The organism is Pseudomonas graminis, assembly GCF_004364335.1.
Lineage (GTDB): Bacteria > Pseudomonadota > Gammaproteobacteria > Pseudomonadales > Pseudomonadaceae > Aquipseudomonas > Aquipseudomonas graminis_D.
In genome coordinates, this window is the sequence record NZ_SOCR01000006.1 from 279,791 (window position 1) to 304,418 (window position 24,628).

13 protein-coding genes are annotated in these 24,628 nt (G+C 61.4%); 3 read left to right on the forward strand and 10 right to left on the reverse strand.

Annotated features, from left to right (window positions below; genetic code table 11):
- Nucleotides 1-35: 35 nt before the first annotated feature.
- Together EC919_RS13450 and EC919_RS13455 are read right to left on the reverse strand one after the other, a co-directional pair.
- Nucleotides 36-1,166 (reverse strand): glycosyltransferase, encoded by a 1,131-nt coding sequence (locus EC919_RS13450; protein ID WP_133774618.1) that lies wholly within the window; start codon nt 1,164-1,166, stop codon nt 36-38.
- Nucleotides 1,150-2,907 carry a carbamoyltransferase family protein gene (locus tag EC919_RS13455; protein ID WP_133774620.1) on the reverse strand — a complete coding sequence of 586 codons (1,758 nt, stop codon included), beginning with the start codon at nt 2,905-2,907 and terminating at the stop codon, nt 1,150-1,152. The genes EC919_RS13450 and EC919_RS13455 overlap by 17 nt, the downstream gene beginning before the upstream one ends.
- A 382-nt stretch (nt 2,908-3,289) precedes the next feature.
- On the opposite strand from EC919_RS13455, the gene EC919_RS13460 reads away from it, so the two are divergent.
- Complete coding sequence (locus EC919_RS13460) at nt 3,290-9,340, forward strand: membrane-targeted effector domain-containing toxin (protein ID WP_133774622.1); 6,051 nt, start codon at nt 3,290-3,292, stop codon at nt 9,338-9,340.
- 4 nt (nt 9,341-9,344) lie between these two features.
- On the opposite strand, the gene EC919_RS13465 is transcribed toward EC919_RS13460, so the two are convergent.
- From EC919_RS13465 to glnE, 8 genes are all read right to left on the reverse strand, one after another.
- Complete coding sequence (locus tag EC919_RS13465; RefSeq protein WP_133774624.1) at nt 9,345-10,796, reverse strand: lipopolysaccharide kinase InaA family protein; 1,452 nt, start codon at nt 10,794-10,796, stop codon at nt 9,345-9,347.
- A 194-nt stretch (nt 10,797-10,990) separates the two neighbouring features.
- Entirely contained in the window at nt 10,991-11,746 is a 756-nt protein-coding gene (locus EC919_RS13470; RefSeq protein ID WP_133774626.1) for a lipopolysaccharide kinase InaA family protein, read from the reverse strand.
- Nucleotides 11,743-12,477: a lipopolysaccharide kinase InaA family protein gene (locus EC919_RS13475; RefSeq protein ID WP_133774628.1), complete on the reverse strand. Its 735-nt coding sequence runs from the start codon at nt 12,475-12,477 to the stop codon at nt 11,743-11,745. The genes EC919_RS13470 and EC919_RS13475 overlap by 4 nt, the downstream gene beginning before the upstream one ends.
- Nucleotides 12,477-13,283: a lipopolysaccharide core heptose(I) kinase RfaP gene (gene rfaP / locus EC919_RS13480; RefSeq protein ID WP_133774630.1), complete on the reverse strand. Its 807-nt coding sequence runs from the start codon at nt 13,281-13,283 to the stop codon at nt 12,477-12,479. Before rfaP ends, EC919_RS13475 begins: the two co-directional genes overlap by 1 nt.
- On the reverse strand, nt 13,280-14,404 hold the full coding sequence (locus tag EC919_RS13485; protein WP_133774632.1) for a glycosyltransferase family 4 protein: 1,125 nt from the start codon (nt 14,402-14,404) through the stop codon (nt 13,280-13,282). The genes rfaP and EC919_RS13485 overlap by 4 nt, the downstream gene beginning before the upstream one ends.
- The gene (waaC, locus tag EC919_RS13490) at nt 14,404-15,468 is read right to left on the reverse strand and encodes a lipopolysaccharide heptosyltransferase I (RefSeq protein WP_133774634.1); all 1,065 of its coding nucleotides are present in this window, start codon (nt 15,466-15,468) and stop codon (nt 14,404-14,406) included. Before waaC ends, EC919_RS13485 begins: the two co-directional genes overlap by 1 nt.
- A gap of 1 nt (nt 15,469) precedes the next feature.
- The gene (gene waaF / locus EC919_RS13495; protein ID WP_133774636.1) at nt 15,470-16,504 is read right to left on the reverse strand and encodes a lipopolysaccharide heptosyltransferase II; all 1,035 of its coding nucleotides are present in this window, start codon (nt 16,502-16,504) and stop codon (nt 15,470-15,472) included.
- Nucleotides 16,505-16,750: 246 nt separating this feature from the next.
- Complete coding sequence (gene glnE / locus EC919_RS13500; RefSeq protein WP_133774638.1) at nt 16,751-19,702, reverse strand: bifunctional [glutamate--ammonia ligase]-adenylyl-L-tyrosine phosphorylase/[glutamate--ammonia-ligase] adenylyltransferase; 2,952 nt, start codon at nt 19,700-19,702, stop codon at nt 16,751-16,753.
- 384 nt (nt 19,703-20,086) lie between these two features.
- Between glnE and aceE the strand changes: the two genes are divergently transcribed.
- The gene (gene aceE / locus EC919_RS13505) at nt 20,087-22,732 is read left to right on the forward strand and encodes a pyruvate dehydrogenase (acetyl-transferring), homodimeric type (protein WP_133774640.1); all 2,646 of its coding nucleotides are present in this window, start codon (nt 20,087-20,089) and stop codon (nt 22,730-22,732) included.
- Between the two features lie 147 nt (nt 22,733-22,879).
- A complete protein-coding gene (gene aceF, locus EC919_RS13510; RefSeq protein ID WP_133774642.1) occupies nt 22,880-24,550 on the forward strand; it encodes a dihydrolipoyllysine-residue acetyltransferase in 1,671 nt (556 codons plus the stop codon).
- Nucleotides 24,551-24,628: the final 78 nt, after the last annotated feature.

The following is a 24,628-nucleotide window of genomic DNA, read 5'->3' on the forward strand; positions in this document are numbered from 1 at the left end:
TGAGAGGCCAATGGCTGCCAGCGGTTCGAATAAAATCAGGTTTCCGAGGTGAGCGCGACGACTTGCGGCAACTGCCAGAAAACCGCTTTTACCGCCTCGTCACTGAAGCGGTCGTGCAGCCGTTGCAACATCGCATCCGCACAGGACTGACGCAGCTCGGCGTCCATCCGCGATAGATGTATCAGCCCCTGAGCCAGAGGCTCGGCACCGCCCAGCGGGAACAGAATGCCCACGCCTTCAACGACCTCTTTCGCGCCGCCACAGGCGGTTGCCAGCAGGGGCACGCCGGCCACCATGGCTTCCAGCAGCACCATGCCGAAGGGCTCGTGATCGGAACTCAGTGCGAACACGTCGAAGGCTTTGAAGTAGCGACTGGCCTGAGTCACCTGCCCTGCCAGCATGACCTCGTGGCCGATTCCCAGCTCGGCCGCCAGGTGCTTGAGGTCCTGTTCCAGCCGGCCCTGACCCAGGATCACCAGTTGGCTATCGGCGGGCAGGTCGGGCAACGCCTGGGCGAATCCGCGCAGCAGCGTCGACTGGTCCTTGTCGGGGTGCAGCCGGCCAACATTGCCCACTACCCACGCATCCGGCGCCAACCCCAAAGCGTCACGGGCTTCCTCACGGGACAGGAGCGTAGCGGTCAGCTGATCGACGTCGATGCGGTTATAAAGGGTCTGAATACGGTCCGCCGGCCATTTCGGCAGGCAGGCACGAATATCATCACGCACGGCATCTGACACGCCCAGCAGGCTCAGGCGGGAGCGGAACAGGTTCGCCAGCACCTTGCGACTGCGGCGCCGATAATCACCAAACGCATGATGGACACCGATCACCGGCAATCGGGTCGCGACCAGCGCAATGTAGGTCGGCTTGAAACGGTGGGTGATGCAAAACTGAAAGCTGCGCGACGCCGCGATCTTGCGCAGATCGCGGATCGCTCCCACCTTCATACCGCCGATGGCTTTGGAGCTGTACTCCATGAACAGCACTTCGTCCGACGCGCAACTGGCGGCAACTTCGGCATCGGCGGCGCCGGTCAGGAATACCGTGGTGACACGGTATCCCCTGCCCACGAACAGGCTGGCGTATTGACGGGCGCAGTCGAGGAACGGCCCGTCATAGCCGTGGCAGAACTGGAGAACATGGCGCTCAGCTGAGCGTGTCATGGGTGTCCACGCCGTCTTTGACCACCAGAATGTCTTCCATGATCAGGTACTCCAGATCGGAGCCGAAGAACATATTCAACGCATCGGTCGGGGAGCAGATCATCGGCTCGCCACGACGATTGAGCGAAGTATTGAGCGAGACGCCGTTGCCGGTCAGGTCTTCGAGCGCCTTCATCATGTCGTAGTAACGCGGGTTGTACTCGCGCTTGAGCACCTGGGCGCGGGAGGTACCGTCTTCGTGGACGACTTCCGGCACGCGGGTTTTCCACTCTTCCGCCACTTCGAAGGTGAAGGTCATGAAAGGCGCCGGATGATCGATCTTGATCATCTGCGGCGCAACGGTGTCCAGCATCGACGGGCAGAAAGGCCTCCAGCGCTCGCGGAACTTGATCTGATGGTTGATGCGATCGGCCACGCCGGCAATGCTCGGGCAGCCGATGATCGAACGACCACCGAGGGCGCGAGGACCAAATTCCATGCGGCCCTGGAACCAGGCCACCGGGTTGCCCGCGACCATGATTTTGGCGATGCGCTCGGGGGTCTTGTCGATCTGGCGCCAGGCCGGCTTGCTCGGGTGGCGGGCGCATGCGGCGATAACGTCTTCGTTGCTGTAGGACGGGCCGAGGTAGACGTGCTCCATCTTCTCGACCGGCACGCCACGCGCGTGGGAAACGTAGGCAGCGGCACCGACGGCAGTGCCGGCATCACCCGACGCCGGCTGAACGAACAGCTCTTTGACGTCAGGGCGCGCGATGATTTTCTGGTTCAGTTTGACGTTCAGCGCACAGCCGCCGGCAAAGGCGAGCTTGCCGGTTTCCTTGAGAATGTCACCCAGGTAGTGGTCGATCATCTGCAGCGACAGCTTCTCGAACAGCGCCTGCATGCTGGCGGCGTAATGGATGTACGGCTCGTCGGCAATGTCGCCTTCGCGCTTTGGACCCAGCCATTCGATCAGTTTCGGCGAGAAGTAGAAGCCCTTGCCCTTCTCTTTGTAGCGACGCAGGCCGATGACGTTGGCGTATTCGGTGTTGATCACCAATTCGCCGTTTTCAAACGTAGCCAGGCGCGAGAAATCGTATTTGGTCGCGTCGCCGTAAGGCGCCATGCCCATGACTTTGAATTCGCCGTCGAGCATCTCGAAACCGAGGAACTCGGTAATCGCGCCATACAGGCCACCGAGAGAGTCCGGATCGAAGAATTCCTTGATCTTGTGAATCTTGCCGTTTTCGCCGTACCCGAAGAAGGTGGTGGCGTACTCGCCCTTGCCGTCGATGCCGAGGATCGCGGTTTTCTCCTGGAAGCCGGAGCAGTGGTAAGCGCTGGAGGCGTGGGCCAGGTGGTGCTCGACGGGTTCGATCTTGATCTTTTTCGGATCGAAACCCAGTTGTTCCAGGCACCAGACGATTTTGTTGCGATAGCGCTTGTAGCGGCGGTTGCCCATCAGGATCGCGTCGAGTGCGCGGTCCGGTGCATACCAGTAGCGTTTGGCGTAGTGCCAGCGCGCTTCGCCGAACAGGCTGATGGGCGCGAAGGGAATGGCGACGACGTCGACATCGGAAGGCTTGATGCCCGCTTGCTCGAGGCAGAATTTCGCTGATTCATAGGGCATGCGGTTCTTGGCATGCTTGTCGCGAACGAAACGCTCTTCTTCGGCGGCAGCAACCAGCTTGCCGTCGATGTACAGGGCTGCGGAAGGATCATGGCTAAGGGCGCCGGACAGGCCAAGGATCGTCAATGCCACTAGGGTCTAGCCTCTTAAGTCTGCATGCAGGCATCACGCGCCTGACAAATAAGGTGTGTCTGGCGCCACGGCGGCAGACAGCTAAAGGGCGGGATTATAGCGTAATGGCTCTGGAAGTGGTCGCAGGGAATGAAGTGCCGCGCGATGCTCGTGTGCGACAGGCTTTAGCCGGTAAGAGACCTGTGTGTACGCCGTCGATGTTGTGACATGGCACCTTCCCGGCTGAAGCCGGTCCTACACGCTCGCCCCTCACCTCGTGCGTTAACTATTTAGCACCACGCACCCCGGCGTTCTGATTGATTGATCGCTCGACGAATCATCGGGTTCTCGCCCGGCTCTTGCGCAACCTTATCGCGCGGAGATCAATCAGGAATGCTGCACCATGGAAACATTTTCCCCCAACCCGCCCGCACTGGATCGGCTGACAACGCTCGCCGCTGTTCTCGACGCCGAATGCCAGCAGCTACCGGACGCAAAGAATTTCATTAACGCTTCACCCGGCCTCACGCCCCTGGACCAGGCAACGCCTCTGCACTCGGCCATTGAGCGCTTTTGGGCGCAGGCCAGTGCGCGTGATATTTCGCGGCGCGAGCTGTTCGTGACCTGCATCGAATTGACCCTGCGCGACGACCTGCTGCTGAACATCGAAGAAGGCGAACTGCACCGCGACTATTCCCGCTGCCTGCCGGGAATGGATGCGCAGGAGCACGTGGTGTTCAGCGCCCTCGAACTCCAACTTGATGCTCAGCGTTGCATCGAATTCGCCGGCGCGATCGTTGCGACCGCCCAGCCGGGGCAGACCCTGCTCTGGTTGCCAGGACAAGGTGTTGAAGGCTTTGTGTCGAACGAGGCATTGCAGCAAGAACTCGCCCGTCGCATCAATCACCCGCTCCTGCGCCTGCCTCTTCTGCGCCTGATGCACGACAGCACACGCGATGCATGGCTCGAGATCTCATCCGGGGGCGATGTGTTTCTGGAAACCACTCACCCTTCGGACTTTCACCTAAAGCCCGTCAAGGGATCACCTTACGATCACGCCTTTGATCGCCTGCTGGGCAGCCAGCGTGTAGACATCGACGCGCTGTTCAAGACCGGCCCCAGCCTGTCGGCTCAGACCCTGATGGCCAGACTTGAAGACCTGCTCCGCCAGCCGAAATCCTGGGGCCCCGAGGGCGCCATTGCGGCTGCAGAGGATCGCCTCGCCCAACGTGAAGCGCGCCGCGCATGCCCCGACTGGCTGGAAATGGCGAGTGTCGAGCAGCGCGAGCGTTACGCTTCTGGCCTGCTGAATTACGAGCGCGCGCGCAGCACATTGATGAGCGTCATGGACGGCGCCGCGTCCCCGCAACAGTTCGCGCGAAGTCGTCTGCGGGCACGATTGGCCAATGATCTGGGCATTGACCTTGATCCGGATGAGGTCCTGATCAGCACCGAACGCACGCAGCCCATCACCGGTGAAGTCTTCACCGTCAGCCGAACCCTGACGCATCTGGCGCTTTACGGCCTGCACCTTGGCGACGCAGCGTCAGGTTCAGCCTTCCAGACCCACAGCCGAATCACCTGCAACCGCCTGCCCCTTGAGCCTGAGTACAGCGACCTGACCCCGACCTACCTCGCCGAGGTCATCAACGAGCAAGACCTGCGAAGCCGTTTCGGACCCGCCCAGCGCCAGGCGCTCGGTTCGCCTACCACCCAGCGCCTAATGAGCGAAGCGATGCATCATCAACTCATCGCGCAGGCCCGTGGGGCTGAGTTACAGGGGCACATTCAGCCCTCTGACCTGGCCCTCATCGAGTCACTGGATCCGGACACTGTCGCCCCGAGAAACCCGGCCGTTACCGTGCAGCAGATCAAGCTCAATGGGCGTGACACCCTGAGCAGCATGCTGCTGTTGCGCAAGCTCGATGCGTCGGGGCAGTCGGACGGGTTGCTGATGTTCACCCCGGACAACCCGCGCGCCCGGCATTTCCAACGTTTCGACAACGAACGTCAGCTGCTCGGCGAGCTTGTCAGCTGGAGCCGATCCGCCGACATGCATCAGTTCCTGCTGGAACAGATCACTGCGGACAGAAGGGATGCCCTGAAAGACCAACTGCATGATTTGAGCGAAAAGCCCGCGCCGGCCGAGGAATGGATCAGCTATGCAACCCTGCCCGATTACAACAGCGGCTTGCGCGCGCTGGTGTCGGCACGCATCGAGGTGATGCTCTCCGAGCAACGTCTGCACACACCGGACTGGTTCCTGCGGGCATCCGCGGAGCAGCGTCAGAAAATGGTGGCACTGGAGGATGCGATCGTTGCGGCGGGTGACGCCTACCAAGCCGCCCCACACACCCAGGTGACCGACTTCAACACCTACGTTCATCAGGCTGCACGCCGCAAGATCAATGCGCTGCTGGGCCTGCCGCCCGACACAGTGGACCCTGACCACATCATCATTCATACACCCCGCGAGACTCTTTCCTACACCCAGATGCTGCGCGACGGTTACGACGACACACTGGGCCTGCTCAACCCGGCTGCCGACACCACCGCCACCTTCAGCGGCCCCGAGGGCGTTGACCTCACGCCACTGAGCCCGGAAAAAGTGGCCGGCTCGGTTCGCGGTCAGTGGCTGGCCGATCAGTACATCGCGATGATTCGTGGGCAACTGCTGGCGCCTGCAAGCGAGGGCTACGACTGGCGCCGTCTACAGAGCCTGCTGCTGATGCAACTGCAAATGCGCGCCGATGCCTTGCGCAGCTTCCTCGAAGGCCACATCGACGCCTCGCAACTGAGCTGGCTCAACATTTCCATCCTCAACATGCATCACAGCAGCCCGGCGGAGCGCCTGCGCTATCCGGTTTATCCCCTGCAATTGAACGTGGATGTGATGGTCATCGCCTCCCGTGCAGAGGTCATTCACGGCTGCTTCCTGCTCGCGCCGCCTGAGGCGAGCACGCTGGAGCAGGTGCTGCTGTATACGCCCCAGGCTCCGGACGGTCGCGCCTTCCGACCGCTAAGCGCGTTCAGTAACACGCTGCTGAGTGCAGGCATGGGCGATTACTACCTCAGCCGCGCCCGCTTGAAGGCCGGGATGCCGCTGGCATTTGCCCTGGCAGAACTGAAAAAAGGCCGTGGTCGCAAACCCGCGCTGCCGAACCAGCCGTTCAGCAATCTGTATGACGTGTGCTTCAACCAAGTGATCGAGCGCAAGATCCAGGATGTCGCGGACACCCGGACCGGGCGCGCAGACATGCTCTTGCGCCAGGTCTGGAACAGCCTTGAGCTGATCGCCACTGCAGTGACCCTGCCCTTCCCGCCCACCAGTTTTGCCGTCGGCATGCTCATCGCAAGCGCAGATGGTTATCGCGCGTTAAAAGCCCTCGACGAGCGGGATCACGCCACCGCCAGCTTTTACGTACTCAGCGCCTGGCTCAACACCGCGGGCGCTGCAGGCGATCTGCATTCTGGAATCAAGGGGCTGGGCGGCGTGTTGAGGGACCTGCGCGGACCAAAAGCCGCCGGCAGGTACGCCCGCTCGGTTGCCCATGCCACCGACGAGACGCTGCAGCCAGTGGCAGTTGAGAACGAACTGTTCTGGGCTGCGCCTCAATCTGCCAACCGTCACGTTCCGCTGTACCGGACCCGAGCGCTGATCCCGGAAACGCTTCAGTCCACCGGCCGCTACGCGCAAACCGATGTGACTGGCGTATGGAGAGCATTGCAGCAGGACAACCCGCCGGTGGGGGTCGCAGCAAATACCGTCGCACCTGCGCTGCACGCGGTGGATGTGTCTCTGGCGGACGCCATCCCCTTGAACCGCCCGCATGGGCAAGGGGTCAGCGTTGTTCGTGGCAACTGTTACATCGCCATGCAAGGGCAGACCTATCAGGTCCAGTACGACGTACGGCTGGCCGCCTGGCAGATTGTTGACCCAAACAACCCGTTTGCCTTCTTCGGCCGGCAAACAGTGCGCCTCGACAGCCAGGGCCAGTGGCAACTGCTTGAGACTGCCGGGTTGCGCGGCGGCGTTTTCCCGTCGTTCAGCCGTCTGGATGAAACCCCGGCAGGCCCCGCCACAGCGGTGGGTGACGTGAGCGATTACGAAATGCCGGAATCGCTACAACCCTATGTCTTCGGCATCGTCAGCCCAAGGCAGGCTGAGAACTTTGAAGGAGGCCCATTCGGTCTGCATGAATTTTTTGATGACATTTTCCAGGGCGGTCGTTCGACCTACCAGACCCTGCGCCAGAATCTCTACCGCGACGCCAAGGCATTTTTCGAACAGCCGCCCCTTCCGGGCAAACCCGACTTGCCGTTGCTGGAAGATGGCGTGACGCCCCAGGCGTTCTTCGAGGCGGCACTGGAGAAATCCGGTGGTCTGGTGATTGGCGAAGCACCGACGTCCATCGCCAGCAAGCAACTGCTGATCGACAACATGCCGTTGCTGGCAGAACGCAAGGTCGAGGTCCTGTACATCGAGCATCTGCAAACCGACCAGCACACGCACAAGCTGCAGAAATACAAGGCCCTCGGCAGCAAGACGCGCAGCGGCTCCCACATGATCAAGCACTATCTGGATACGGTGAACGAGGGCGCGCTCAAGAACGGCAGCGACAAATACGACTATTACCACCTGATCAAAACGGCCCACCGACACGGCATCGAGGTTCGGCCATTCAGTTCCTCGGTCAGTTATGACTATGCTGGCAATGATGTGGCATCCGCTGCAGGTGACGCCCTCGCGCCGCAAAAGATGGCGGTTTTCTTCGGCAACAAGGTCATCAGTGGCGATGTTCAGACGCACCCTGGCCGACGCTGGATCGCCCTGCTCGACCACCGGACCGCCAACACCTGGCAGCAACAGCCCGGCATCAGCGAACTGCAAGGCGTACTCAGTTTGCGGGTCGAAGACGTGCCGTTGGGCACGCCGATCCAGATATCCGTGGACAGTGATGCCGTCATCAGCAGCGCTGCATCGCGTGCAGACTTCAAGGCACGGATCGGCAACCCGAACATCGACAATGTGGCCGGCGCCTCTTCACCTGTCAGTCCATCCGATACCTCGCTGGACGATGCGCTGTATGGTTTGCTTGAACGACGCTCGCCCATGGCATGGGGCCTTGACCCTAACCGCCGCGCCATCGTTTCCCACCGCAGGAGCGAGGTGAACCCTTACACCGGTGACCACGGTTTTGAATGGAATCCGGCTGGCTACTGGACCCGCGCCGATGTCGCCACCTGGAGCAACGACTACCCGCTGGGCGCCATTCACCAGTCACTGGTCGACAACCGCTATCAAATGCCTGCCGGCATGCAGAGCACCTTTCATGACCTTGCCCACTTCCGTCACAGAGGCCTGAACCCCGACTACTTCTTCGTGGAGAGTCATCTGGTGGAGGTGCGTGAGAGATTCTTTGAACTGGCGAGTACGCTGCAGAAAGACGCTCGCTCGGTGCTCACGCTCGCCTTGCCGGAGCGCGTTATCTTGCCTGAAGTGAAGGCCGATACGCCGTTGAGCATGTTCATCGAAGAGTTGTATGAAAACACCTCGGGCGTGGTGATTGGCGAATCCCATTCAGCCCTCGCCAGCAAGCGCTTCATTCTCGACAACATGGAGCATCTGGCGCGCCAGAACGTAAAGACGCTGTACATGGAGCACTTGTTGACCGATCTGCATCAGGCCGACTTGGACCGCTTCGCCGAAACCGGGCTGATGAGCAAACGTCTGCTGCATGACCTCAAACGCATGGACAAAACGTTTCGGACCGACCCGACAGGCGCTTACTCATTCGAAAGGTTGGTGGTCCAGGCCAGGCGGCATGGCATTGAAGTCCGCGCTGTCGATTGCGCCGCCAGTTACTTCATCCGCCATCTGCCGACCCACTCCAGCACCACGCGCCAGCAGGTGTTCAGCTATTTTGCGTCTCGCACGATACGCAAGCACCAGGAGGTGATGGGAGCGCACAAATGGATGGCGCTGGCGGGTGAAACCCATGCCAACACCTTCAAAAACAGCGTGCCTGGCATTGCCGAGCTGGAACAGGGGATTGGTGTACGGGTGATGGACGTGGCCCATGGCAAAGGCCGCGGCATCATGATCGATCCGGGCGAGCAGGTTCCTGCGGGGGTCAATCACGAGTCGGTGCTGGTGAAGAATGACTTCCTCGTGGAGATCGAACTGCCCAAGCGCCCTCAACTTGCCGTATCGGCTGGCGCTAGATTGCACAGTCCGGGCATGTTCCTGCTCGACGAGTCCGAACCCTTGCGACCGACGATCGTGCATCGCTCAAGGGACCGCACCCTCAAGCACACGCCGATACGGTTCAACACCGCAGGCAAAGCCTACGTCGAGCGCGAGTCATGGCCGCAGGTTCATCGCCAGCCGTTCGACAACGTGCAGGCGCTGATCGACGCCCTGGTGGAGATGAACCTCAACCATGTGAGCTGACGGGTCAGTCTGGCGTTTTTGAAACCGTCGGAATGCGCTGCTCCAGCACTTGGTGCAGCGCACTGTCCGCCGGCCAGTTGCGCATGAAACGCGCGCGGTCTTTGGCGAACGCCGTCGCGAACGAGGTCTGGGAACCGTGCTGACACATGGCATCCAGATCGATGAGCGACCAGCGATCGTTGTGCCAGAACACGTTGTGGCCCTTGAGATCGCCGTGGCTGATGCGCTCGCGGATCAACTGCGCGAACAGAAGATCCAGCGCCTGCAACTCGGCCTCTGGCGCATCGCCCGACGCCACGTAGGGCGCAAAACGCTCGATGATGTCGGGCCCCGGCAGAAACTCGGTGACCAGATACGCCTCGCGGCGCAGCCATAAAAAGCGTTTTTCCAGCAGCGCCAGCGGTGTGGGCGTTGCGATGCCGAGGAACCGCAACCGATTGCCTTCCCGCCAGGAGTGCCAGGCGCGGGACGGTCGCCAGAAACGCTTGAGCCAGTGCGCCAGGCTCTTGATGTTGTAACGCTTGATCACCAGTTCGCGGCCAGCGACGTCAGCTTTGGCGACACTGGCCGCACCCCCGGTCTTGTACAGATGGCCGCCATCGACCAGCGCGTCGGCCTGCTCCAGCACCGGCAGCATCGACGTCACTTCCTCGCGACGAATCGCGCGCAGGGCAAACGGCCCGTCTTCGACACTGAACAGGCTGCACTCACGGCCGATCTTGATCAGGTAATCCCGCAGGCGCCAACTGCGCACCTTATCGATCTGCTTTTGCAGCGCTTCGACCGGCAGGCCGTGCTCGCCATTGCTCAGCAGGTAATAGACGAGCAGTTCTTCGGTGAACGGCTCCAGCGACTTCGGCAACTGGGCGAAGAATACACCAAGGTTCTCCAGCACCTTTTGCCGGGACAACGGTTTGCCGGCTTCCTCGACGCGAATGCCCGCGCCGTCGATCAAGTACAAGGTCGAACCCTGACGCAGCAGGTTGTCCAAGTGCAGGTCTTCCTGCCACAGGCCTTTGGCGTGCATCTGACCCACGGCGGCCAGCGCATCACCGAGCACTGACTGCTGCTCATCGTCCAGTGGCGGCAGCGCTTCCACCGATTTCCAGGCGTCGCCCAGGCTTTCGGCCTGATCCAGAAACTCGAACAGCAGCCAGCCGCCCTCACCCTCTTGCAGCCCGTCGGCCAGCAGCAATGGGGTCGGCAGTCCTTGCTTTGCCAGCGCCTGTACACCGTCGCGTTCACGCTGGAAATGCCGAGGGGCTTTCGGACCGACCAGCAACTTCGCCAGCACCGTGCGCCCACGCCAGATGCCGGCGCCCACGTACCGTTGACCGGGCAGGACGCGCAACAGGCTGAGCAACTGCAACTCGGCAGGACCGGCCGCATCCTCCAGCGCGATGTTCATCGGCAGCGCCGGGGTGCGACCGGCGTTTTTCAGTTCAGACAAACGCATCGGCGCCCTCTTTGATCAAGCCCAGGTCCAGATCGCAGACCTGACAGGCATTAAATGTGCTGTAGGAGCCGACTTGCTGGCTAACGCAACTCACCGGTCCCACACTCGTCGCCAGACAGGCCGCATTCGCCAGCAAGCCGGGTCCTACATTTTGAGCAGGACGGTGATTAATCAAGCGCGGCAAAACAATTTGTCTACCGGTCACGGCGCTTGTGGCTGCCCCGTTTGGCAACACGCTGCCACCAGGCGTCAACCAGCCCGCTGTCGGTCGGGGCGTGCAGGTACGCCGCCAGAAGCTCGCGGATTTCCGATTCGTTCCAGACCGGCGCGCGACGCAGCAAAGGCTCGATGTCCTTGACCCGGTCGCGCTGGCCGAAGATCGACTTGCGCGTCTTCTCCAGGTCGATCAGCTGCGCCCTGTACTCGCCACCCCGCGCCCGCATGAAAATATGCTTGGGGTAGAAACAGCCGTGTACCTGACCGGCCTTGTGCAGCGTGCGCGCCAGTTGCCCGCACGCCTGCAGAATCGCCAGACGCTCGGCGGCCGGCCGCTCGGGCCAGTCTTGCAATAGCGTGTCCAGATCGGTCCAGCCATCCAGCGCGCGGGTCATCAGAATCGCGCGACGCTCGCCGTCGATTTTTCTGTCTGCGTAAAACACCGCATGCAGCGCCGGGATGCCCAGCTTCTGATACAGGCTGATGTTGCGAAACTCTCGGGAAAACGAAGGCTCGCCAAACGGGTGATGCAGGGTGTAAGTCAGGTAGTTGCTCTGGCGCTTGAGGTAATAACCGGAGCCTTCCAGCTCCAGGCGAAACACACTGCTCCAGCCGCCGCGACCGGTGTTGGGCTCATCCACCGCGTCGAGTTCGACGTTCCACAACGCATCGAAGTCCGCCAGACCGTGCCGCTCCAGCAGCCCCCGGTCGGCGTCAGCAATGAAAACACTCATTCGCGGCCCTCAAAAAAACTGACGATGTGGCGGATGCGCTTCTTGTCAGAATCATTCAAGCGTTCACGACCACGGTATTGCAGATAGAACCTCAGGCGCTGAGTGGCCGACAGGTGATATTTCGCCACCTTGTCCAGGCAGGCGAGGTCTTTGGTGATGCGGTAGCGCAGCATGAAGCTGACCCAGAACGCGCCGTTGGGGCAGTCGATCAGGAACACCGTCGATTGATCATCTACCAGCAGGTTGCGCCACTTCAGATCGTTATGGGTGAAGTGATGGTCGTGCATGGTTCGTGTGTAGCGCGCGACCTGCTGGCTGACGCCATTGACCCATGAACGGCTGTCCAGCCGGGTGTCGTTGACCCGCGCCAGTTCGGACAGGTCTTCGGTGCGCGGCAGTTCGCGGGTGATTAGCGCGCCGCGATCGTACGCAGCGCCATTGCGCTCCAGGCCCCAGGCGACGACTTCCGCCGTCGGGATGCCCCACTTGGCGAAGCGCTTGAGGTTCTGCCATTCGGACTTCACCCGTGGCCGTCCCAGGTATCGGCGCAAACCCTTGCCGGCAGCGACGTAGCGCTTGACGTAGTAATTCACGCCACCGCGCTCGACGCGGATGACTTCGGACAGCGGATCCCGGGTCAGCCGCTCGCCTTTGAGGGCGAACACGGCGTCGAGGGTGCCGAAGTCGTCCGTCAGCGCGGCGTAGCCAGGCTCCAGCTTCCAGCCCGCCATCAGAGCGCGTCCCCGTAGCGCAACTTGCGCTGATAGAGCTTTTCGGCCTTGCTTTCAAGCCAGCTCAAAAGCGCCGATTCCTGGGCCTGGATCTGCCGCAGCGGCTGCTGGAAATAGCCCTTGAGAAAGCGCAGTTTGTCGCGCCGGGTCAGGCCAATGTCCATCGCCGAGAAATACAGCGCGGCCAGGTCCTTGTTGCGCCAGCGCTGGGTGATCGCCGGACGCGTCTGGGCGCGGTGCAGGTCGATCACTGAAAGCCGGAAGTCATCGGGCGTGACCGGCGTGTCGGTGTGCAGTAAGAAATGGCAGATGTAGCAGTCGCGGTGATTGACCCCGGCGCGGTGCATCATCCCGACCAGCCGCGCCACTTCGGCGATGTACGCGCGCTTCATGCGTGGCTCGGGCGGTTCGGTGCGCCAGTTGAGGCTGACATCTTCCAGGCTCTCGGTCGGCGCCAGCTCTTCGGTGATGATGAACGAATGCTGCATGGCCGGATTGTTGCCGCGCTCGCCGTACGCCACGGCGGTCATGGTCGGAACGCCAACCTCATGCAGACGATTGACCGCGTCCCACTCCTGACCCGCGCCGAGCACCGGCAACTTGGCGGTCAGCAGGTTTTTCGCCACTTCACCCCAACCGATGCCGCGATGGATCTTGACGAAATAACCGCGCCCGTCGACCTCGGTGCGCAACGTGCGCCGGTTCTCGAGTTCGCGATAGACCTGGCCTTCCAGCGCCTCAACGGCCTCGAACGCATCGCGCCCGGCCCAGAGGCTCTTGAAGGGTTCAGCAAGGATCAGTTTCATCCGTGGTGCTCCGCCAGAATCACATCCGCAGCGTGCTGCGGCATGCTGTAAAGATCAGCCGTGTCGGCGAATGTCAGCCCGTTGCGGCTCCAGGTGCTGCGCGCGGCGTCGTCCTTGAGGATGCGGGCAAGATACTGATTGAGCTGGTTCTGTTCGAACGGCTCATCGAGCACCAGACCGCTGTCGGCTTCGGCGATGTAATGGGCGTACCCGCACACCGCGCTGACCAGCACCGGCAGTCCTGCCACCAGCGCTTCAAGTAGCACGGTGCCGGTGTTTTCGTTGTACGCGGGATGAATCAACAGGTCGGCGCCCAACAGAAAACGCGGAATGTCGCTGCGCCCTTTCATGAAGGTGACGTGATCGCCCAGGCCCAGCGTTGTGCTCTGCAGCTGGAATACCTTGGGGTCGTCCTGGCCGATTACAAACAGCCGCGTGCGTTTCTTCAGTTCAGCAGGCAGCGCTGCCAATGCCTTGAGGCTGCGATCGACGCCCTTGGTCTTGAAGCCGGAGCCAATCTGCACGAGCAGCAGGTCATCGTCAGCCAGCTTGAACTCGCGACGGAATTCAGCACGGATTTCGGCGGCATTCGGCGGCGCGCGGCGGTCCTGAGAGATTCCTGGCGGCAACAGATGAAAGCGCGCAAGCGGCGTGTCGTAATGCTTGATGAACAGAGGCTGCTGCACTTCGGAGATCATCAGCACTTCGGTCTTCGCGTCTTTGCCGAACACCGCGCGCTCGTAGTCGGCGAAGTGACGGTAGCGGCCCCAGTATTTGTACAGGCCGTGGCGCAGGTTCTGAGCTTTGTCTTCGTAACAGCCGTCGGCGGCGTAATACACGTCCAGGCCGGGCATCTTGTTGAAGCCGATCAGCCGGTCCACGGGACGCTTGGCCAGGTCGGCATTCATCCAGTCGGTGAGCTTTTCGTTGCGGCGGTGATTGAAGATCGCCTTGACCGGCGCCACCAGCACTTCGAAGCCAGGCGGTACGTCGCCTTCCCAGATCAGCGTGTAGACGCGGATTTGATGGCCGCGCTGCTGACACTCCAGGGCGATGCGCATGAAGTCGCGTTGCAGGCCACCGAAGGGGAAGTATTTATAAAGCACGAATGCCAGTTGCATCAGGGATGTTCCTTTGCCAGCAATAGCGCGCCCAACTGGTTCGCTACCCGCTCGGGATTCAGGCGAGTAAAGCACATGGGCCACTCGCGTTCGGTATCGACCTGACGCTGATCTTCAGGGGTCGGTCGATAGGTGCATTTCTTTTGCAGGCACGGCGCGCAGGCGGGATATTCCGCCGCCAGATGAACCTGCGACCGGCCGTAGGCGCCGGTCAGGCCCGGATTGGTCGGGCCGAACAGCGACAGGGTTGGTACGTCCAGCGCTGCGGCCAGGTGGCCGAGGCCGGTATCAACGGCGACGCAGCCCTGGGCGCTTGCCAGCACGCGAGCAACGCCTGCCAGATTGAGTTTGGGCAACACGACGGCATTATCAAGGCCATCGGCAATGCGCTCTGCCCGCGCCTTCTCGGCCGGGTTGCCCCACGGCAGACGCACTTCAAGCCCCTGACCAATAATGCGTTCAGCCAGTTGTCGCCAATACAGCTCGGGCCAGTGTTTGGTGTCCCACGTGGTGCCGTGCAGAAAGAGCACGAAGGGCGCGTCGCTTGTGGCAGTGAGCAGGCGGCTGCGATCAAGGCCGTAATCGCCCAATCCCGCAGGCACCTGATAGCCCAGCGCTTGACCGAACAGCTGACGCAAACGCTCAACCGCATGCTGGCCGCGGGCAACGGCGTAGGGGCGATCGTAGAAACGAGCGGCCATGGGCTCGCGCGCCGAGGTCTTGTCCAGCCCGGCGATGGGCGCTTTGACGTAGCGGGTCAGCCAGGCACTTTTCAGCAGGCCCTGGGCGTCGATCACCAGATCGTAGCGGGTGTCCCGCAGGCGCTGCTTGAACTGGCGCCATTCACCATTTTTGAGGGTCTGCCAGAGGTTCTTGCGCCAGCGACGGATCGCCACCGGAATCACGTTGGCGACCGCCGGATGCCAGGTCGGAATCTCGGCAAAGCCCTCTTCCACCACCCAGTCGAACTGGATGCCCGGCAGCGCGCCCATGGCGTCGGTCAGCGCGGGTAAGGTGTGGATCACATCACCCAGTGACGAAGTTTTGATCAGCAGTACCCGCAAGTCAGGCGACCTCGACCGGGGCGGCGCCAATACGGCCGAGGGCCTGGATCACCGAATCCGGCTCCAGCAGGCGCAGGCAGTTGTAATGGCCGAAGCGGCAGGTGCGCTCGAAACAAGGGCTGCACTCGATGCCGAGGCGGACGATCTCGACTTCATCGGCCAACGGTGGCGTGAAACCCGGCGAGGTCGAGCCGTACACCGCCACCAGCGGGCGATTCAGCGCGGCGGCCACGTGCATCAGCCCGGAATCGTTGGAGACCACCGCGTCCGCGCAGGACAGCAGGTCAATGGCTTCGGCCAGTGAGGTGCCGCCGCTGAGGTTCATGGATTCTTCGCGCAGCCCCGGAATCAGCCGCTCGCGGATGCTTTCGCCCACGGCATGGTCGTTCTTCGAGCCGAACAGCCAGACTTGCCAGCCTTCACGAATCTTCGCTTCGGCGACCTTGGCGTAGTGCTCGGAAGGCCAGCGCTTGGATTCGCCGAATTCAGCGCCCGGGCACAGCGCGAGCACCGGCCGATCAAGGCTCAGGCCGAACTTGGTCAACGCCGCGTCGCGGCTCGAGGTTTCAATTTGCAGGCTGGGTTTGGGATACGGACGCGGCAGTTCGGCGCCTTTTTCATAAGCCAACGCCATGAAGCGTTCGATCATCAGCGGGTAACGCTGTTTGTCGAGGGTGCGCACGTCGTTGAGCAGGCCGTAGCGAAACTCGCCACGCCAGCCGGTGCGCTTGGGAATGCCGGCGAAGAACGGCACCAGCGCCGACTTCAGCGAGTTGGGCAGCAGAATCGCCTGATCGTACTGGCCCTTGAGGGATTTGCCGATGCGCCGGCGCGTGGCCAGCTCCAGCGCGCCATGGCCGAGGGGGAAGCTCAAGGCCGTGCGCACTTCGGGCATGCGTTCAAGAATCGGCCGGCTCCACTCGGGCGCCAGCACATCGATGTCGCACTGCGGGTGACGCTGCTTCAGGCACTGGAACAGCGTCTGCGCCATCACCATGTCACCGACCCAGCTGGGCCCTACGATCAGAATTCTCATGCTCATCCAAAAACGACCAGAAACGAGCAGGGAGGCCCATCAGACTGCGTGATGCTTGCACACACAGCCTGACGCCTCCCTGTCATAGCTTTATAGAACCGGATGGCTGTATCACACGCCGAATCCGGTGGCGCACCCTCTGACGTCATCGCGGGCAAGCGCGCTCCTGCAGGAGACCGCGCTCAACTGTGGGAGCGCGTTTGCCCGCGATGAGGCCAGCGAGTTCAATGAAGAATCCTTCATTTATTAACTCAGCCCCAACTGCCCCCAGATCTGCATCACTTCACGCCGTTCGGTGGCGAACTGGTCGCCGGCCACAACACCCGGATCGTTCTGCAACGCCTGTCGGTGAGCGGCCGAGCGGTAGGCCTTGTAGGCCTCACGCAGCAGACCGGCATCGGCGGCGGCCATCAGCCCCGCCTCTTCAAGGCCTTCGAGAATACGGATGTTATCGGTGTAACGAAGCAGCGCGGGATGCTCTCTGGACCACGCCAGGGCCGCGTATTGCACCATAAATTCAATATCGACGATACCTCCGGCGTCCTGCTTGAGGTCGAACCGGGCCGTCGGATCAAACGCATTCGCCCCTTTGCCTGCCGCCGTTACACGGGTGCCGAGGTTGTCGCGCATCTTGGCGCGCATCTCGCTGACCTCCTGACGCAGCTTCGGCAGATCCCGCTCACGCCCCAGCACCAACGCACGCACGGCCTCGAACTGCCGACCGACATCGGTGCTGCCCACCAGCACCCGCGCGCGCACCAAGGCCTGATGCTCCCACGTCCAGGCCTCGTTCTCCTGATAGCGGGAAAACGCCCCGAGGGAGCTCACCAGCAAGCCCGCCGCGCCAGACGGGCGAAGGCGCATGTCGACTTCGTACAACTGGCCGGAGTTGGTCTGGGTGGTGATCAGGTGAATGATCCGCTGACCGAGCCGGGTGAAAAACTGCGCGCCATCGATCGGCTTGGCGCCGTCGGTTTCAGCCTGGGGATCGCCATCGTGAATGAACACCAGGTCCAGATCCGAGCCGTGCCCCAGCTCAATGCCGCCGACCTTGCCGTAGCCGACGATGACAAAGCCGGGGTCGCACAACGTGCCGTCCGGTCGGCGCGGCGCACCATGGCGGGCGACGGTGTGGCGCCAGGCGAGCGCCAGCACTTGTTCGAGAATGGCCTCGGCCAGCCAGGTCAGGTAATCGCTGACTTTCATGAGCGGCAGGCTGCCAGTGATTTCCGAGGCGGCCACCCGCAGACGGTGCGCCAGTTTGAAATGGCGCAGGGCTTCCATTTGCTGTTCCAGGTCGTCCTCGGGAATTCGCGTCAGACGTTCGCGCAACTCGGCGGCCAGTTCGAGGGCCTGGGGCGGGCTGAACAGGCGACCTTCGTTAAGCAGCTCATCGAGCAGTAACGGGAAACGGGCGATCTGCTCGGCAATCCACGGGCTGGCCGCGCACAGGGTCAGCAATCGACGCAGCGCGCCGGGGTTTTCGGTGAGCAACACCAGATACGCCGAGCGACGCGCCACCGCTTCCACCAGCGGCAGCACCCGCTCCAGCACCAAGTCAGGATTGTCGTGCTCGACCGCTTGGGCGAGCAGCCGCGGAATAAAGGCATCGAGCCGCTCGCGCCCCAGACGCTGCATCGAACGCAGCTGCGAACTGTTGCGCAGATTGCTTAGATTCTTCAGCGCTTTGGGCGCATCGGCGAATCCGCCCTCCTGCAATTGGAGGCAGGCGCTTTCTTCGTTTTGCGACTCTTCCCACAGCGGCAGCCACTCGCCCCCGACGATTTCTTCGCCTTGATCCTCCTGGCCTTCTTCCTCATCCGGGTCGGCGATGACCTGACGAAAGTGCCATGCGACGCGCCCACGCCAGTACATCAACTGCACATGAAAGCTCGCCCAATCGGCAAAGCCCATCATGAACGCAATGCGCGCCTGATCCTGCGGGTCGTCGGGGAGCATTTGGGTTTGCCGATCGGCGATCGCCTGAATGGCGTGCTCGGTGTAGCGCAGAAACTGATAGCCCTCACGCAGTTCATCAATGACGGCAGCGGGCAAATAGCCCTGGCCTTCAAGGATTTTCAGCACCTTGAGCAACGGCCGCTGTTGCAGGCTAAGGTCGCGACCACCGTGAATCAGCTGGAACGCCTGGGCGATGAACTCCACTTCACGAATGCCGCCGGACCCGAGCTTGATGTTCTCGGCCATGCCCTTGCGCCGGACTTCCTGCTGGATCAGCTGCTTCATGGTGCGCAGCGCTTCGATAGCGGAGAAGTCCAGATAGCGGCGGTAGACAAACGGCCGCAGCATGTCGAGCAACTCGCTGCCCTTCTCCTGATCACCGCCGACCACCCGCGCCTTGATCATGGCGTAGCGTTCCCAGTCGCGGCCCTGGTCCTGGTAGTACTGCTCCAGCGCGTTGAAGCTGAGGACCAACGCACCGGAAGACCCATACGGGCGCAGACGCATGTCGACGCGGAAGACGAAGCCATCGACAGTGACCGGGTCCAGCGCCTTGATCAATCGCTGACCCAGGCGGATGAAAAACTCCTGGTTATCCAGCGGGCGCTTCACGCCCTGGGTTTCGCCGCCTTCGGGGTAGGCAAAAATGAGATCGATGTCGGAGGACAGGTTCAGCTCGACAGCGCCCAGCTTGCCCATGCCGAGGATGACCATTTGCTGCGGCTCGCCAGTCCGACGGCCGGTCGGCGTGCCGAATTGCTGGCAATGCCGCTCGTACAGCCACTTGTAAGCCAGATCGATACAGCCATCTGCCATGTCCGAGAGATCGCGGCAGGTTTCCACCAGATCGGCCTGCCGGGTCAGATCCCGCCAGATAATTCGCACTTGCTGGCGCGTGCGTTGACGACGTAGATTACGCCCCAGTTCATCGTCGCTGGCAGCCTGAATGACTGAATTGGCGAGGTGCCCCAGCAGCTCGCCGGGCGCAAAACTGCGCTCCAGCTCACCGGATTCAGCAAGGTCGAGCAGCATCAGCGGATCGCGCGAAACCTGATCGGCGACAAAATCGCTGGCGGCACATACGCGTTCGAACGCCTGCAGCCGCGCCTCAGGCCAGGTCTGAAAAGACTGCCTGGCTTTATCGGTCAGGGAATCGAGCGCGGTGCGCCAGGATTGGCGGGCGCGAGTGGGCAACGGCAGAAGGACAGCCGGCAGCTCGGCCAGCAGGGGAAGGCTCATGGTCTATCCTTGATCGGCGTTCAAATGCCAGTCCACCCCGTCGGTTGTACACACGGACCGGACGGACTGTCGAACAAAGGTTAAAAATTGCTGATGGCTAGCGATTCTTGGCTGCCAGCATGATCTATCAGGCGACTCGTCTGATTTTTGCACCGACAACACTGCTTTACCGGACACTGCACCACGAGCGAAAACAGCGCTCCGCTGTAGTTTTACTACTGTATATACAAGTCAAAAAGCTGAATTAGCCCGAGATTTGTAGTAAAACTACACAACGCCGGGAACCGATCCGGCCATCCAAGAATTTACATCGTCTGCCCACAAGGCCAGTCGTAACAAACTCAGGCAACCGATTCTGGAAGCCTTTCCGCCCTGGAGCAAGCCATGCAAGACCTCGATCCCGTCGAAACCCAGGAATGGCTGGACGCCCTGGAATCGGTTCTCGACAAAGAAGGCGAAGACCGTGCTCATTACCTGATGACCCGCATGGGTGAGCTGGCCACACGAAGTGGTTCGCAACTGCCTTACGCCATCACCACACCTTATCGCAACACCATCCCCGTTACCCACGAAGCACGCATGCCCGGCGACCTGTTCATGGAACGCCGCATTCGCTCGCTGGTACGTTGGAACGCTTTGGCGATGGTGGTCAAGACCAACATCGGCGACCCGGATCTGGGCGGCCACATCTCCAGCTTCGCTTCCAGTGCAACCTTGTACGACATCGGCTTCAACTACTTCTTCCAGGCCCCGACCGACGAACACGGCGGCGACCTGATCTACTTCCAGGGTCACGCATCGCCAGGCGTCTACGCCCGTGCGTTCATGGAAGGCCGCATCACCGAAGACCAGATGAATAACTTCCGTCAGGAAGTCGATGGCAACGGTCTGTCGTCTTACCCGCACCCGTGGCTGATGAAAGATTTCTGGCAGTTCCCGACCGTTTCCATGGGTCTGGGTCCGATTCAGGCGATCTACCAGGCGCGCTTCATGAAGTACCTGGAACACCGCGGCTACATCCCGGAAGGCAAGCAGAAAGTCTGGTGTTTCCTGGGCGACGGCGAGACTGACGAGCCGGAATCCCTGGGCGCCATCGCCCTGGCCGGTCGCGAGAAGCTCGACAACCTGATCTTCGTCGTGAACTGCAACCTGCAGCGTCTGGACGGTCCGGTTCGCGGCAACGCCAAGATCATCCAGGAACTGGAAGGCGTGTTCCGCGGTGCTCAGTGGAACGTGACCAAAGTCATCTGGGGCCGTTTCTGGGACCCACTGCTGGCCAAGGACGTCGACGGCATCCTGCAACGTCGCATGGACGAAGTCATCGACGGCGAATACCAGAACTACAAAGCCAAAGACGGCGCTTTCGTGCGCGAACACTTCTTCAACTCGCCAGAACTCAAGGCGATGGTTGCGGATATGTCCGACGACGAAATCTGGAAACTCAACCGTGGCGGCCACGACCCGTACAAGGTCTACGCGGCGTACCACAGCGCGGTGAACCACAAGGGTCAGCCTACCGTGGTTCTGGCCAAGACCATCAAGGGTTATGGCACCGGTGCCGGTGAAGCGAAAAACACTGCGCACAACACCAAGAAGGTCGACGTCGACAGCCTGCGTCACTTCCGTGACCGCTTCGACATCCCGATCAAAGACGATCAGCTCGAAGCCCTGCCGTTCTTCAAGCCGGAAGAAGGCAGCGCCGAAGCGCGTTACCTGGCCGAGCGTCGTGCTGCACTGGGCGGCTTCGTGCCACAGCGTCGCGCGCAGAGCTTCAGCCTGCCGACCCCGCCACTGGAAACCCTCAAGGCGATCCTTGACGGCTCCGGCGACCGCGAAATCTCCACCACCATGGCCTTCGTCCGCATCCTGACTCAACTGGTCAAGGACAAGGAAGTGGGTCAGCGCATCGTTCCGATCATCCCGGACGAAGCCCGTACCTTCGGTATGGAAGGCATGTTCCGCCAGCTGGGTATCTATTCGTCCGTAGGCCAGCTGTACGAGCCGGTCGACAAAGAACAAGTGATGTTCTATCGCGAGGACAAGAAAGGTCAGATCCTCGAGGAAGGCATCAACGAAGCGGGTGCGATGTCGTCGTTCATCGCAGCAGGTACGTCGTACAGCAGCCACAACCAGCCGATGATTCCGTTCTACATCTTCTACTCGATGTTCGGTTTCCAGCGTATCGGCGACCTGGCATGGGCTGCAGGCGACAGCCGCACCCGTGGCTTCCTGATCGGCGGCACCGCCGGTCGTACCACCCTGAACGGTGAAGGTCTGCAGCACGAAGACGGTCACAGCCACATTCTGGCCTCGACCATCCCGAACTGCCGCACCTTCGATCCAACCTACGGCTACGAGCTGGCGGTGATCATTCAGGACGGCATGAAGAAGATGTTCGAAGAACAACAGGACGTCTTCTACTACCTGACCGTGATGAACGAGTCCTACACGCAACCTGCCATGCCGGCCGGTTCCGAGGAAGGCATTATCAAGGGCATGTACCTGCTCGAAGAAGACACCAAAGAAGCCGCGCACCACGTGCAGCTGCTGGGTTCGGGCACCATCCTGCGTGAAGTGCGCGAGGCGGCGAAGATCCTGCGCGAGCAGTTCAACATTGGTGCGGACGTCTGGAGCGTCACCAGCTTCAACGAATTGCGTCGCGACGGCCTGGCCGTAGAGCGCAGCAACCGTCTGAAGCCGGGGCAGAAGCCACAGCTGAGCTACGTTGAAGAATGCCTCAACGGCCGTAAAGGTCCGGTGATCGCTTCGACCGACTACATGAAACTGTTCGCTGACCAGATCCGTCAGTGGGTTCCGACCAAGGAATACAAAGTTCTGGGCACCGACGGTTTCGGCCGTAGCGACAGCCGCAAGAAGCTGCGCAACTTCTTCGAAGTTGACCGTCACTTCGTGGTGCTGGCCGCCCTGGAAGCCTTGGCCGATCGCGGCGATATCGAACCTAAAGTCGTGGCGGAAGCCATTGCCAAGTTCGGCATCGATCCTGAAAAGCGCAACCCGCTGGACTGCTAAGGTCTGCGTAACGATCGAATAGAGCGCTGAAAATGTGCGCGAAACAGCCGCCGATGCGGAATTTACTTCGGTAAATGAGCATCCAGGCTGTTTCGTCGCAAATGAATCGGCGCAGTCGAGGAACAGGTTCTCCTAAGGAGAGACATTGTGAGTGAGTTAATTCGAGTACCCGACATCGGCAACGGTGAAGGTGAAGTCATTGAGTTGATGGTCAAGGTCGGTGATCGCATCGAGGCTGACCAGAGCGTGCTGACGCTGGAGTCGGACAAGGCAAGCATGGAAATCCCTGCGCCTAAAGCCGGTGTCATCAAGGCGATGAAAGTGAAGCTGGGCGACCGCCTGAAAGAAGGCGACGAATTGTTTGAGCTCGAAGTGGAAGGCGAAGCGGCGGCCGAGCCTGCTGCTGCACCTGCTGCTGCCGCGCCAGCCCCTGCCGCTGAAAAGCCTGCCGAGAAGCCAGCCGAAGCCGAACCTGCGCCTGCCGCAGCGGCGGCTCCTGCTGCTTCCGATACCGTTCAGGACATTCACGTTCCGGACATCGGCTCGTCGGGCAAGGCTCGCATCATCGAGCTGATGGTCAAAGTGGGCGACAGCATCGAAGCTGATCAATCCTTGATCACCCTGGAATCCGACAAAGCCTCGATGGAGATCCCGTCTCCCGCCGCAGGCGTTGTCGAAAGCATCAGCGTCAAGGTCGAAGACGAAGTCGGCACCGGCGACCTGATCCTGAAATTGAAAGTGGCGGGTGCCGCACCTGCTGCCGCGCCTGCTCAGGCGGCTGCCCCGGCTCCGGCCAAGGCTGAAGCGGCTGCTCCGGCGGCCGCTGCTGCTCCGGCGGCGAAAGCTGAAAGCGCGCCTGCTCCTGCAGCTGCGCCAGCCGCTGCACCTGCGAACAATGGCGCCAAGGTTCACGCTGGCCCGGCTGTTCGTCAGTTGGCGCGCGAGTTTGGCGTCGAGCTGAACGCTGTTTCGGCAACCGGCCCACACGGTCGCGTGCTGAAAGAAGACGTGCAGGCGTACGTCAAATCGATCATGACCAAGTCCAAGGACGCGCCTGCTGCTGGCGGCGCTGCCGGCGGCATGGGCATCCCGCCGATTCCCGAAGTCGATTTCAGCCGTTTCGGCGAAACCGAAGAAGTGCCGATGACGCGTCTGATGCAGCTGGGCGCAACCGGTCTGCATCGCAGCTGGCTGAACATTCCGCACGTGACGCAATTCGACCAGGCCGACATCACCGACCTGGAAGCTTTCCGTATCGCGCAGAAAGCCGTGGCTGAAAAAGCCGGCGTGAAGCTGACCGTGCTGCCGCTGCTGCTCAAGGCCAGCGCGCACATGCTCAAGGAGCTGCCGGACTTCAACAGTTCGCTGGCGCCAAGCGGCAAAGCGATCATTCGCAAGAAATACTTCAACATCGGCTTCGCGGTGGATACGCCAGAAGGCCTGCTGGTCCCGGTGATCAAGAACGTCGACCAGAAGAGCCTGCTGCAACTGGCGGCCGAAGCAGCCGAGCTGGCGGAAAAAGCACGCTCCAAAAAGCTGTCGGCCAACGACATGCAAGGCGCCTGCTTCACCATCTCCAGCCTGGGCCACATTGGCGGGACCGGCTTCACGCCGATCGTCAACGCGCCGGAAGTGGCGATCCTGGGTGTGTCCAAGGCCACCATGCAACCGGTCTGGGATGGCAAGGCTTTCCAGCCACGCCTGATGCTGCCGCTGTCGCTGTCCTACGATCACCGCGTGATCAATGGCGCCGCAGCAGCACGTTTCACCAAGCGTCTGAGCGAATTGCTGGCGGATATCCGCACAATTCTGTTGTAAGCCGTACAAGGCCCGTTTCACGCGAAACGGGCCTTCGCTTTCTCGAGCAGCCACGCTCGTACCTCAACCCCGCTCACT

Coding starts and splice junctions, on each gene's coding strand:
- EC919_RS13460 (WP_133774622.1), top strand. CDS start 3,290: ATGGAAACATTTTCCCCCAACCCGCCCGCACTGGATCGGCTGACAACG.
- EC919_RS13465 (WP_133774624.1), bottom strand. CDS start 10,796: ATGCGTTTGTCTGAACTGAAAAACGCCGGTCGCACCCCGGCGCTGCCG.
- EC919_RS13450 (WP_133774618.1), bottom strand. CDS start 1,166: ATGACACGCTCAGCTGAGCGCCATGTTCTCCAGTTCTGCCACGGCTAT.
- glnE (WP_133774638.1), bottom strand. CDS start 19,702: ATGAGCCTTCCCCTGCTGGCCGAGCTGCCGGCTGTCCTTCTGCCGTTG.
- waaF (WP_133774636.1), bottom strand. CDS start 16,504: ATGAGAATTCTGATCGTAGGGCCCAGCTGGGTCGGTGACATGGTGATG.
- rfaP (WP_133774630.1), bottom strand. CDS start 13,283: ATGAAACTGATCCTTGCTGAACCCTTCAAGAGCCTCTGGGCCGGGCGC.
- aceE (WP_133774640.1), top strand. CDS start 20,087: ATGCAAGACCTCGATCCCGTCGAAACCCAGGAATGGCTGGACGCCCTG.
- EC919_RS13475 (WP_133774628.1), bottom strand. CDS start 12,477: ATGGCGGGCTGGAAGCTGGAGCCTGGCTACGCCGCGCTGACGGACGAC.
- EC919_RS13485 (WP_133774632.1), bottom strand. CDS start 14,404: ATGCAACTGGCATTCGTGCTTTATAAATACTTCCCCTTCGGTGGCCTG.
- EC919_RS13470 (WP_133774626.1), bottom strand. CDS start 11,746: ATGAGTGTTTTCATTGCTGACGCCGACCGGGGGCTGCTGGAGCGGCAC.